The organism is Aerosakkonema sp. BLCC-F183, from assembly GCF_041929145.1.
GTDB lineage: Bacteria > Cyanobacteriota > Cyanobacteriia > Cyanobacteriales > Aerosakkonemataceae > Aerosakkonema.
In genome coordinates, this window is the sequence record NZ_JBHFNU010000034.1 from 45543 (window position 1) to 58295 (window position 12753).

The window sequence follows — 12753 nt, forward strand, 5'->3', positions numbered from 1 at the left end:
TTGCACCCCCATCACCATCTCACAAACCATTCATCTCAGTAATTGTTGATTACCTGTGAGAATCGTCAAATCTTCACCCTGAAAATCCGCATCGTGCGTCACCAACTTCAGTCCTTTTGTCCGGCACAATTCAGCTAATATCTGGTCGTTGAAATCCTTTTCTCCAGTGGCATAATTGCTCACGAGCGAGCGCAAATAGACAGCTTCAAAACCGCTCTCCGTTCGTTCTGAATTCTCTAATATCCGCCGAGTGTATTTGGCGATATCTTCTGCGATCGGTTTAAATTCAGCACTATTGCGAAAGTTTTTAAAACTCAATCGCTTCTCAGATGCGGGCAAGTTATTGTAAACGAATCGAGAATAAGCATTAATAAATTCAGACAGCACCAGCACGTCGATAAAAACTCGAATATTCGCGCTGATAATTCTCTTAAATGCGAAAGTATATGTGCCTCTGAGATGCGGATGTACCTGACGCTGTGGGCCATAAATGTATAACCAAATATTAGCGTCAAACAACACCGCATCAGTTTCGCTAAATGTATAAGATTCAATGTGGTAGACTTGCTTACTCATCCTCATCACCCAAAGATTTCCGCGCTGCTTCCCTGAATCGCTGGGGGTCTTTTAAATATTCCTTTTTCCAGTAAACTGCATTTTTGATATCATCGATACCATTTGCATCGATATCGATCGCACTCAATTTAGCTTCGATCTCCTCCTCCGTAAAATGTTCGTACAACTGTGCAATGGCGGTGTCCATGAAAGCTGGAACAGTCTCTTTAACACCCAAGAAAGAAACGATCGCTTTCTTACCTTGCTGGAAAGCTGCTGAAATGCGATCGTAAACCTTCTGTCCGTCTCCACAGCATATACATAGATTGTCTCCCACAACCTCAGTTACAACAATCTTAACGATATCGTCACCCAACACAGAAAAAGAGTTTAAAAATTTCATGCTGTTATAGCTAGGGGTTAGGGGCCAGGGGCTAGGGGTTAGGGCAAGAAGCGTCTAGAATAAAGAGTTTCAGGAATTCCAGCGCTTTGCAGGTGAATGATATCATATCCAGGAGCATCCGTTACCCAAAAAATTCCTTTCTTATCTGCGTTTATCCGCGTTTATCTGCCTACATCTGCGGTAAAAATTTAACCCATAATTCCCACAAATAACTTTTCGGATGACTCATGTACTATAACGTAAAAAGAAACCCGGTTTCTTCAAGAAACCGGGTTTCTTTAGACTCACCAAAACAGCGCTTTAAGCAGCAACCAAACCGTTATGTCTGAGCAAAGCTACAGTACTTGGTTCCCGTCCCCGGAAAGATTTAAACACATCCATCGGGTGTTTGCTACCACCCAACGCCAACACAGTATCGCGGAAACGGATACCCGTATCAGTTAAAGCTTTCTCGTCTGACAAACCGGCTTCTTCAAAAGCAGAAAAAGCATCGGCGCTGAGAACTTCAGCCCACTTGTAGCTGTAATAACCCGCAGCATAACCGCCCGCAAAAATATGCCCAAACGCACATAAGAAAGCATCTTCTGGCAAAGGTGCTAACACAGTCGTAGTTTTGGCAATGCGACTGCGTACATCGGCAGGAGTTTCATCGCCACCGGGTTGATAGCGATGGTGCAATTCTAAGTCAACAATCGCAAAGTGAAGTTGCCGCAACATAGCGCTACCGCTCATATAATTGCGTGCAGCCAATAGCTTTTGATAATAATGTTCTGGCAGAGTTTCGCCTGTTTCGTAATGCTTCGCCATGCCGAACAAAGTTTCGCGATGGTAACACCAATTCTCCATAAATTGGCTGGGCAATTCCACTGCATCCCACTCTATATTATTGATGCCAGCCGCATCGGGATAATCGACTTTGGTGAGCATATGTTGCAAGCCGTGACCGAATTCGTGGAACAATGTTTCCACTTCGCCAAAAGTCATCAAACTTGGTTTCCCATCGACTGGAGGAGTTTGATTGCACACCAAATACGCTACTGGCAAACGAGTAGTTGTCGTGCCATTTTCCATTATTTTGGCGCGGACTATGCACTCATCCATCCAAGCACCGCCGCGCTTTTCCGCTGGGCGACTGTAGGGATCTAAATAGAAGTAGGCAATGGGGGCACCAGTTTCGTCAGCAATTTGGAAATAACGCACATCTTCATGCCATACTGGTGCAGTGCCATCGGCAGGGGTGATGGTGACGCCAAATAGCCGTTTTGCTAAGGAGAATAATCCATCTAAAACTTGCGGTAGTGGGAAATAAGGGCGCAATTCTTCCGCATTGAAGGCAAATTTTTCTTCGCGCTGACGTTCTGCCCAAAAACTAATATCCCAGTGCTTCAAGTCGTTGGCTTCGGCGACATTTTTTGCAGCAGCATATGCTTTCAATTCTGCCAAATCTTTGGCAGCTGCATCGTAACTGACGCGGCGCAGTTCTTCTAACAAAGCTTCTACTGCTTCTACTGAAGGAGCCATTTTGCGAGCTAAGCTGAGTTCGGCGTAGCTGTTGAAGCCGAGAAGTGCTGCTTTTTCTTTACGCAATTGTAAGATGCGATCGATCGCAGGTGTGTTATCCAATTCCCCACTAGAAGCGCGACTGATGAACGCTCTGTACAGCTTTTCCCGCAAGTCGCTACGGGTGCTGTGCTGCATAAATGGGCCGTAACTTGGTAAATCTAAAGTGATGCGCCAAGGGCCATTTTCTGGGGTGGCGTTTTCTTCACCCGCAGCACGCGCCGACTGCGCTGCTAAACTGAGTAAGCTGCTGGGTAAACCTTCAACTTCTTCTTTGCTTGTCAGCGTCAAGCTAAAAGCTTTGGTGGCGTCGAGTACGTGGTTGGAAAATTTGGTGCCAAGTTCTGCCAATTCTAGTTGAATGGCGTTGAAACGCTCTTTCTTTTCGCCTGACAAACCGACGCCAGAAAGTTCGGCATCTTTAATCGCTGATTCTACAATACGCTGTTGTGCTGGATCTAGAGTATCAGAGCGATCGCTTTCTCCCAGTTTCTTAAAAGCATCGTACAGCGGTTTGCTTTGGCTGAGCTTGTTGTAAAACTGCACAACTTTTGGCTGCACGGTTTCGTAAGCTTGGCGCAATTCCGGGCTATTCTTGACGCCCATTAAATGGCTCACCACTCCCCAACTCCAGTTTAGGCTTTCTTTCAGTCGGTCTAGTGGCTCTACCAAACCGCTCCAAGTCGGCTCTACCTGTGCTTCCAAGTTGGTAAGTTCTGCATCTAGTTTAGCCAGCAGCTTCTCAAAAGCAGGCACCACAAGATCTGGCTTAATGGTTTCAAAGGGAGGCAATCCTTTGCCAATTAACAAGGGGTTTTCAGTTATATTCGCGTGTTCGGTCATCTGTGGTTTTTCGGAGCGGTGTTTGTTGACGTTTTCACCGCCCTAAAAGTGCGGTGATTCTAAAAATTGCTTTTTAGGTTTTCTCTTTCAGCGACCAACCTTAAAATCAACTATCCATTGCTGGCAATGCTTAAACCAATTAACCGTTCCATAGAACCAATCAACGAGTCTAACTTAGCTGACCCCAGAGGGCTGTATCTCCTCCAGACTTACTAGGATACTGAGCCTAGCGTTATCGTGCGCCCCACGATACGTTTACGGACAACAATATTTTGTTTTCTGGTAGATGGTACTCTGTTGATTTCCCTAGCTCTGATTAGACTCGTTTTCGCTACCGAGTTGTCTTTATTGTTTTCCGACCTATCGTGTTTCACTTTTTTGAGTCGTCCTGTATCGGCGGATATTCTACCTGAGACAATTCAATTATAACAAAAAGCCGTCCTAGAAGGACGGGGCTTTAAACCCAGTTTTTTGATAATTTCCAATAAAATTAGTCTTATTACTTATTACGATCGATTGTAACGAGGCTGTGGAAATCCCATCGCCTGCCTGTGAGGGGCGAGCCCCCTCGTTGATGCGATCGCGATTTTTTCCAGCCCAGCGCTAGATTATAATCCAAATTTATTTTTCTGCAAGTTGGGAGCTATTAGACATCTCCAAAAATTCTTGTGGGGTAGGCATCTTGCCTGCCCTTTGAGATTCTTTTGGAGGAGATGTCTATTGTGGTTTTTGGTGGTGAATGGGAATCTTAATCACAAACTCTGTTCCCTGTCCGAGTTCGGAATTGCACTCCAACTCACCGCCGTGTTTTTCGACAATAATTTGGTAACTGATCGATAAACCCAGTCCCGTTCCTTTACCGACTGGTTTTGTCGTAAAGAATGGATCGAATATTCTTTGTCTGACTTCCGGTTTTATGCCAGAGCCGTTATCAGCCAGTCTAATTATGATTCGCTCGTCCTCTACTTCTGTGCGAATGCGAATTATGGGTTGTCGGTTGCATTTTTCGTTAGTACCTGCTACAGAGGACTTACTACCATCTTCAAGGGCGTCGATCGCATTGCTGATGATATTCATAAATACCTGATTTATTGGCCCTGCATAACACTCTACTTCAGGTAAATTGCCGTATTCTTTAATTACCTCAATACTGGGATGTCCTCCTTTCAACTTGAGCCGATTTTGCAAAATTAGCAGCGTGCTATCAAGACCTTCGTGGAGGTTAACCGGTTTCATTTCCGCTTCGTCAAGTCGCGAAAAGTTCCGCAACGACAAAACAATCTGGCAGATGCGATCGACGCCCATCTTCATAGAAGACACTAATTTGGGTAAATCCTCAAGCACAAAATCGAGTTCGATCGCCTCTATTTTTTCTTGAATTTGCACTTCTGGATTGGGATATCGCTCTTGAAATAGTTTCACCAAAGATATCAATTCTTGAGTGTATTGATTGACGTAGTTCAAGTTGCCGCTGATGAAATTTACGGGGTTGTTAATTTCGTGAGCGACACCTGCGACTAACAATCCCAAGCTGGACATTTTTTCACTCTGAACGAGTTGGGCATGGGTGCGTTGCAGATCTTTTAAAGTTTTTTCTAATTCAGTCGCTTGTTCTCTAAATCTAGTTTCCGATTGCCGTAATGCTGACTCTGTTTGTTTGCGTTTAGTAATATTTTGCGTCATCACCATGCCAGCAAAAATCTCATCTTGTTCGTTTTTCAGCGGCAAAATATGAGTATCGTAGATATAGCTACCGTAGGGCATTTCGCAAACATTTGTTATTCCCGCTAATGCTGACTTGTACATGGGTTCTATTATGTCGCAGATTTCCGCCGACAGCACTTCCCTAATTGTTTTTCCTTCCAATAATTCTTTGGAGAGACCAACTGCTTCTAAATCTGTTCCTTCCGCCAAGGTATAGCGCAAGTCTCTGTCAAACAAAAACACCGCACCGTTCGGGAAATTACTAGCAAGGGTGCGATATAACTTTTCGCTGTTTGCCAGCGCTTCTTCTACTTCTATACGTTCGGTGATGTCGTTTTGGACGCCGATGTAATGCGTCAATTTGCCATTGCGATCGCGCACTGGGGAAATTGACAGATCGTTCCAAAAAGGCTTACCATCTTTACGATAATTTTTAACTACAACCCGGCAGGAAGTTTGGGTACGCAAAGCTTGGCGTAATTTGTCCACAACAGCTTCTTGAGTGTCAGCACCTTGCAAAAATCGGCAATTGCGCCCCAGCACTTCCTCCCGCCCATAGCCTGTAATTCTTTCAAAAGCAGGATTGCAATGAACGATCGGATTGTCCGGTTTGGTTGCATCCACAATTACAATGCCGGTGCTGGCAGCTTCCATTGCCCGACTGTACAACTGTAACATCTCTTCTGTGCGTCTGCGATCGCTAATGTCCCGCAGCGAAACGAGATAAGCAACTTCCCCTTCCCATTCCGTTTCCACCACGCGCATTTCCGCCAGCAGTTTTTCTTGGTTCTTCCCGATCAATTCAACTTGCGTTTGCACTACACATATCCCAGATGTGCTTGTTTCTCCAAATTTAGGAATAATTTCTGTATCCATCTCGCAGGCTGTCCCTTCAACTACAAGACAACCAAAAAATTCTTTACCTAAAAGTTCATCCTCATTAAAATTGAAAAGAGACTCCGCGCAGGGGTTGACGAAACAAACTATTCCTCTTTGGTTGACTATAACTATGCCATCCGCGCTTTTGGCGATCGCATTATGAAAGCGATCTTCGCTGGCTTTTAACTCCCGTTTCAGCCTCTCCAGTTCTATCCGCATTTGACACATCTCTCTATCCTCGGCAACACAACGCGCAGGTACATAGATATTGACCGAATCCGGTGCTAAATAGTTTGAGTATTTTTTAATTTTTGTCTTGGATGCCATCTTCCCTTTCCTTTGCTTGCATATTTTAGCGAGCGTTTTTTTCTAATTATCTGTTCTGTCATACCATTTAGTCATCTTTCTCAACTATATTTTCACCATATTTAACTAAAACTTTATTTTTGCTCTCGCATTACAAAAAATTCCAATTTACACAACATATCTTGTTAAATTTTCATAAAAATTGAACTAATGTGCATCATTAATTACATTTTTGTTGCGGTACGTAAATTCACTGAAATTACTTTGTGTCAGCCTCTAAACAAAGAATATGTGACAGATTTTTTTGTTTGCAACTATGGCGCGGTAGCTAGTTGTGGCAGCCGCACAATACTCATCCATACTCAGGAAAGTTGTCACCGAATCCAACTGCGAGTATGTTTAACTCAATTGTATCTTGCGGCTACTTATAGAAGGTGTAAAGCAAGCAACAAAATACTAAATATAAGATGTTCTTTGTAGGGCAAATAAATCTAAAAGAAATTGCGATCGGCAAACTATGGTCTTAATTGAAGCCATCTCGAATCAGTTTAGATCGAAATTATTCTTCTTTCTTCCTTCCTTACTCCCCTACCCCCCAGCAGAACGAAGCAATCAGATGCAACCCAACCGCAAGGGATATTGTGGGAAGCAAACCTAACCTGCAAAAGTTTTTCATCGGGGAAAAAAGCGATCGCTGCCAAACAAAAATTTTACCAATGTATCCTAGCGTACAGAAAATCTGGTACATCAGATGATATACCAGATAGATAAGAATGAACTTGCAAGTTGCCGTAACCGTACTTAAGGGGATCGCAAAAGTTGATTGATGAGAGAAGTGCTGGCGCGATCGAGAATTCTCACTCCCCAAAACCACTTGCTTTTTTCGCCAAAAAGAGAGGGAAAGTCAGTTTCAGGCGATCGATCTCTCTCCCAATGCTTAGCCCCATCCAAACTACCAGCCTCAAAATCGAAACTGTTCTACCGCGCTTCTATAATGTATTGGCAAAACAGTCTCCACATTTTCGTGGGGACGAGCAATCACATGATAAGAAAGCAGTAGCTTCTCTTCGGTATTGACTCGCGCTACCGAATCCACACCAGCAGAAACAGAAGTTTGCACCTCGGAAACATCCCCGCGCACGATAACTGTGTAGCGAGCGCTACTAACCTTTTCTACATAGACCAGTGTCACGCGGGCAGCTTTTACCATCGCGTCTGCCACTGCTAAAGCGGGAGGAAGACCTTTGACTTCAACCATACCGACCGCTGCTGGCATTGTTAATCTCCTGAATCAAACAAAGACGTGACACTCATTGTAGAATCTTACCACTGTTTACAACAGAGCCCTTTGCGCCTCCCCCATCGGTCGCATTTGTAAACTATTGCAATTTTATGTAACATGGAGCGCGGTAAATATTTGTGCGATCGCCGGTAAACCTATAAGCGCAGGCAGAAAGTTGCGAAACTAAAGCCACAAGCGCAATATATTTTACTTTGTTTAACATAGATAAATTTTCAATTAAAAATTTGATATTTCAAATCTAGGCCAAAAATTAAGTTGACTATTTATAATTGGTAATACCCTATTCCACCCGCTCAACAACTTCCAAGTAAATGATTATTTTCTACTTTTTCGTAAAGAGAAATTCGAGCGGGAGGAAAAAGCTGCTTATTGGCAATTAGTAACTCTTCTAACTTGTCCGCCGACACTGGTGGGCTGAATAGATAGCCTTGCACTGCATCGCACCTATTTTCATACAGGAAAGTTAGCTCTGATTCTGTTTCCACACCTTCCGCGATCGCCTTGAAATTCAAGCTGTGGGCCATTTGAATTATTGCTTTAGTAATTGCGGCGTTTTTAGAATCGTTAGTAATGTTGCGGACAAATATTTGGTCGATTTTGAGCGTGTCTACAGGAAATATTTTCAAATAGCTTAATGAAGAGTAACCAGTACCAAAATCATCGATCGATATCTGAACTCCTAGCTCTTTCAAACTATTTAATGTTTGAATCGCCGCTTGTGGATCTTGCACTATTGTACTTTCTGTCAGTTCTAATTCCAGATAACTGGGTTCTAGACCTGTTTCTGCTAGTATTTGGACAATTCTGTCCCTAAGATTGGCTTGATGAAATTGACGAGCTGATAGGTTGACAGCGACCCTGAAAGGCGAAAAGCAGGTGGATTCTTTTTGTTTGCTCTGCCACAATCTGGCTTGTTTGCAAGCTGTGCTTAAAATCCATTCTCCAATAGGTACGATCGAGCCTGTTTCTTCTGCTAGGGGTATAAATTCTCTAGGAGAAACAAACCCCCTTTCTGGATGGTGCCAACGTAACAATACTTCTGCGCCCATTATGCGTCCGGTTTGCAGCTCTATCTGGGGTTGATAGTATGCCTGAAATTCCCCTCTTGCTAAGGCGATATGCAAGTTATTTTTTAAATCATTAAATTCTTCTTCTATCAGCGGTTGTGCTGCGGTAAAATTATATGTTATATCTGCTTGCCTTTGCAATCTAGCTGCGATCGCACCCAACAATTCCGATCTTGTAAACGGCTTCGTTACATAATCATCCGCGCCGAAATTCATACCTTGGCGTACCTCAGTACGATCGGCTTTAGCACTGAGAAAAATGAACGGAATCTTTGCCGTGTTGCGGTTTTGACGCAGCAAAGTCAGTACGCCGTAGCCATCTAGCTCAGACATCATTACGTCGCATACAATCAAGTCGGGCATATGCGTCTGTGCTAACTGCACTCCCAATATGCCATTGTCTGCGCCAATGACCTCAAAACCTTCAGATCCAAGAAGTTTGACCAAGTTAGATCTTACTGGCCGATCGTCTTCTATTACGAGAATCTTTTTCATTTTTATTTTCCTAAGTTTAGCTGCATTCACTCCTTACCTTATTAGTTTATGGAGAATATATTCCTGCTAATAAATTTAAAGCTTAAATTAAAGTAAAATTTATTTTTTGTATCACAACGTACATTATTTACGATTTTTTTGTTTTCTGCTCCCTCTTTTTTCTGCGAGTCAGATATGAATAGGCAGATAGACTTTAAATGTTGTACCGAGTCCCTGTTCACTATACACTGCGATCTGGCCTCCGTGTAAATCTACACATTTTTTTACAATGGCCAGACCCAAACCAGTTCCAGCTACACTGCCTGCGTTGCTAGCTCGATAGAAAAACTCAAACAAACGAGGCCGATCTTCCATCGGAATACCAATCCCTTCATCTTGAATCTCAAAGACCGCTTCACCATTTTCGCAGCTAAGGGTAAATTTAATCCGGCTGCCTTGAGGCGAATATTTGATAGCATTGGAAAGTAAATTGGCCATAATTTGCCGCAACAAATTTTCATCAAATAAGGGCAAATCAGCATTTTTTTTGGCCAAGTTTGGGTAATTGTTCACAAATAAAATTCTCTGCTTGGCAGGATAGTTAAGCTGCATTTCTGCGATCAAATTTCTGCAAAAATTTGTTAAGTCAAGGGGGGCTGGGTTAAAGTTCAGTCCTCCTGCTTCTGCTCTACCAATAACTAAAACATCATTTAATAAATTGGTCATTTGTTTAACAGCACCTTGGATAAAATGCAGTTGTTCTAGTCGTTCCTCCTCAGTCCATTTATGACCGTAGTATTCCAGCAATTCGGCAGCAGATTGGATGGTAGTTAATGGCGTGCGGAATTCATGAGAAGTCATAGAAACAAAGCGGGATTTCAATTCGTTGAGTTCTTTTTCCTTCGCTAGAGCATAAAAAATTTCTGTTTCGGCCCGCTTCCGTTCGGTGATATCTTCTGCAATTCCGGCAATGCGGTAAATTTCTCCTTCTTCGTTGCGGATCGGAAAGGTACGAGCCCATATCCAGCGAATCTCCCCATCCGATCGCACAATGCGAAACTCTTCGTTAAGATAAGGATACGCTGCCAATCTATTCTTAACGGCGCTTTCTACGCGCTCCCAATCTTCAGGGCTAACGATCTCTAACCAAGATTCCGCTCGATCGGACAAACTCTCTAGACTGCGACCCCAAATTTTTTCGTAAGCAGGACTGACATAAAGTAACTCGTGTGTATTTGGCGAAATCATCCAGAAAATCTGATTTATATTTTCCGCTAATTGGCGGAATCGTTCTTCACTCTCTCGCAGCGCTTGCTCTGATTGTTTGCGTTTTGTGATGTCGCGATACACGCTCAAAAAAAGAACTTGATGCTGATGTTGCACAAGCGTAGTAGATACCAGCAGCGTCTTTTGCATTCCAGCTTTGGTTTGAATCGTGGTTTCCAAGTTGCGAACTTCTCCCTGTTCGGTAAGTGCGGCTAGGTTAGCTTGCGCCTTCTGGTAGTCTGAGGGATCGGGATATAACACAGCCAAAAAATCGCCGCAACAGTTAGCTTCTGCCTGGGTATAACCTGTGATTTCCTCCATTTTGGAATTGAAAATTTCAAATTGCCCGGATCGATCGCTAAGAGTGATTCCTTCGCCAACCGTTTCGATCACCGTGAGCAATCGCTGAGCGCTCGCTTTGATTTCTGCCTCTGTCTGCTTAGCAAGAGTGAGATCGCGGACGATCGCCAGCACAAGTTCCACTTTACCATCAACTATTAATTCCGGTACAATTCGCGATTGAAACCATCTCGATCCGGAAGGTGTCGGATACTCGAATTCGTCGATCGTCTCTTCCCCCGTCTCAAAAACGCGACGTAGGCTTTGTTGCCACTGGTAGACCAATTTCGGTGGCATCCCCAAGTCCAGGTGAGTTTTGCCAATGAACGTCTCAGCTGAAACTCCAGCCGCTCGGGAGATCGCTGGATTGATATAGACATGGCGCAGCTGTCGATCGAAGCTAGTAATAATATCCGGCGCATTTTCCACCAAAGCTTTGAACTGTTGTTCGCGTCTGTGTAGCATTAGCTCAGCTTGCTTGCTCTCGGTGATATCCCGCCAACAAGCCGCAAAACCATCGCCCAGTTTAACCACACGAATATCAAAAGCTCCCTTATACTGTCGATCGGCAAACGCATCTTCGTAATATAGCGATTCTTTGACTAATGGTTTCCCCGTTTCCACAACTTGGCAGTATTCCGCAAACAGCCCTATTGTTCGATGCGCCGGTAACATTTCACAAAGCAGCTTGCCAATTTGCTCCTCCTTAGTCATACCGTTATTTACACAAGCGGCAGTGTTGACATACTCTACTACAAAGTCTGTAATTTCTCCTTGTTCGTTGCGAACAGCAGCATAAATACCAAAACCGTCCAACATATTCTCAACCGATGTGCGGAATCGCTCTTCACTGTGTCGTAGCGCTTGTTCTGCCAGCTTGCGATCGGTGATATCTTGCACCATTCCCAGATAATGCAGAAAATTTCCATCCCTATCTCGAATCAGAGATACGGTTAAATCCACCCAGACAAGCTGTCCGTCTTTCTTCTCATATCTTTTTTCAACGCTGAAAAACGGTATTTTTCCGGTATTCAGTTGCTGCACAACTTCTATATTTTTCTGAAGATCGTCTGGATAAGTAATATCTAAATAGGAAAGCGCGGTTAATTCATCCTGAGTGTAGCCAACTATTTGACAAAACTGTGCATTCACTTTCAGAAAGCGATAATTAGAGTCCGAGATAGCCATACCCAGCGGCCCTTCCTCAAAAATTTTGCGGAAGCGTTCTTCACTTTCTCGCAGCGCTGCTTCTGTGTGTTTGCGATCGGTAATATCTCGCACCAAAACCAACACTTCCTCCTCACCGCTTACAGCAATCCGCGCCTCAAAATCTTGCTGTCGGTCGTTAATTGCCAAGCGATACTCAAAAATTTGCACCTTGCTCGTTGATAGCGCTTGTTCTATAGAGTGCATTGCCTGTTGAGCTACCTCTGGAGGCAGCACCTCATCAACTTTTTTACCTGGCAACTCGCTGCGAGGTATTAATGGCTCGAAGCTTCTTGTGTCCGGGCAATCTAAATAAGTACCATCTTTGTTGATGCGAAACATCAAGTCCGGTATCGCCCTCAGCAGAGCTTGATTGCAAGCTTCGCTTTGCCAGAGGAACTTCTCTATTTCCCTCCGGCTGACAATTTCTTGCTCCAATCGCTCAACGGTAGTCGCGAATTCGGTGTTGCTTTCTTCAACCCCCTGGCGATCGAGAGGCTTTTTCTCCAGTTGGGGATTTGTTGCCTCTACTTGTGCAGATCTCGGTAATGCTGGTGCTTTATTTAACAATGACATCAACTCGATCGCTATCCAGGTAGAAACGATCGCTGTTATAGCTTTTATGCTCAAGCAAAGCCAATAGATAGGATGCCACAGCATCCACACATCCATTATGTGCGTCGTACCGTCACAGATAATCAAGCCTCCAAACAATAGACCTGTCCAAAAATTCTTGTGGGGTAGGCATCCTGCCTGCCTTTGAGATTCTTTTCTGGAGATATCTAATAGACCTGTCCAAAAATTCTTGTGGGGTAGGCATCCTGCCTGCCTTTGAGATTCTTTTCTGG

The 12753-nt window shown here is 43.8% G+C and carries 9 protein-coding genes; all 9 read right to left on the bottom strand.

Features of this window, described 5'->3' with window-relative positions:
* Positions 1-30: 30 nt before the first annotated feature.
* On the bottom strand, positions 31-576 hold the full coding sequence (locus ACE1CD_RS08845; protein WP_374790219.1) for a type II toxin-antitoxin system VapC family toxin: 546 nt from the start codon (positions 574-576) through the stop codon (positions 31-33).
* Positions 569-958 carry an STAS-like domain-containing protein gene (locus ACE1CD_RS08850; RefSeq protein ID WP_374823303.1) on the bottom strand — a complete coding sequence of 130 codons (390 nt, stop codon included), beginning with the start codon at positions 956-958 and terminating at the stop codon, positions 569-571. The genes ACE1CD_RS08845 and ACE1CD_RS08850 overlap by 8 nt, the downstream gene beginning before the upstream one ends.
* Before the next feature lie 300 nt (positions 959-1258).
* On the bottom strand, positions 1259-3361 hold the full coding sequence (locus ACE1CD_RS08855; protein ID WP_374823306.1) for a M3 family metallopeptidase: 2103 nt from the start codon (positions 3359-3361) through the stop codon (positions 1259-1261).
* A gap of 717 nt (positions 3362-4078) precedes the next feature.
* Complete coding sequence (locus ACE1CD_RS08860) at positions 4079-6271, bottom strand: PAS domain S-box protein (RefSeq protein WP_374790225.1); 2193 nt, start codon at positions 6269-6271, stop codon at positions 4079-4081.
* Between the two features lie 780 nt (positions 6272-7051).
* Positions 7052-7201: a hypothetical protein gene (locus ACE1CD_RS08865; RefSeq protein WP_374823309.1), complete on the bottom strand. Its 150-nt coding sequence runs from the start codon at positions 7199-7201 to the stop codon at positions 7052-7054.
* Between the two features lie 10 nt (positions 7202-7211).
* Complete coding sequence (locus ACE1CD_RS08870) at positions 7212-7526, bottom strand: carbon dioxide-concentrating mechanism protein CcmK (RefSeq protein ID WP_190470886.1); 315 nt, start codon at positions 7524-7526, stop codon at positions 7212-7214.
* Between the two features lie 103 nt (positions 7527-7629).
* Positions 7630-7755: a hypothetical protein gene (locus ACE1CD_RS08875; RefSeq protein ID WP_374823312.1), complete on the bottom strand. Its 126-nt coding sequence runs from the start codon at positions 7753-7755 to the stop codon at positions 7630-7632.
* A 91-nt stretch (positions 7756-7846) separates the two neighbouring features.
* Entirely contained in the window at positions 7847-9115 is a 1269-nt protein-coding gene (locus tag ACE1CD_RS08880) for an EAL domain-containing protein (RefSeq protein WP_374823315.1), read from the bottom strand.
* A gap of 168 nt (positions 9116-9283) precedes the next feature.
* On the bottom strand, positions 9284-12753 hold a 3470-nt coding region (locus ACE1CD_RS08885), incomplete at its 5' end, for a PAS domain S-box protein (protein ID WP_374823318.1).

Bases quoted from the DNA above. Each gene is read 5' to 3' on its own strand.
- ACE1CD_RS08875 (WP_374823312.1), bottom strand. From the start codon at position 7,755: ATGTTAAACAAAGTAAAATATATTGCGCTTGTGGCTTTAGTTTCGCAA.
- ACE1CD_RS08850 (WP_374823303.1), bottom strand. From the start codon at position 958: ATGAAATTTTTAAACTCTTTTTCTGTGTTGGGTGACGATATCGTTAAG.
- ACE1CD_RS08855 (WP_374823306.1), bottom strand. From the start codon at position 3,361: ATGACCGAACACGCGAATATAACTGAAAACCCCTTGTTAATTGGCAAA.
- ACE1CD_RS08860 (WP_374790225.1), bottom strand. From the start codon at position 6,271: ATGGCATCCAAGACAAAAATTAAAAAATACTCAAACTATTTAGCACCG.
- ACE1CD_RS08880 (WP_374823315.1), bottom strand. From the start codon at position 9,115: ATGAAAAAGATTCTCGTAATAGAAGACGATCGGCCAGTAAGATCTAAC.
- ACE1CD_RS08845 (WP_374790219.1), bottom strand. From the start codon at position 576: ATGAGTAAGCAAGTCTACCACATTGAATCTTATACATTTAGCGAAACT.
- ACE1CD_RS08870 (WP_190470886.1), bottom strand. From the start codon at position 7,526: ATGCCAGCAGCGGTCGGTATGGTTGAAGTCAAAGGTCTTCCTCCCGCT.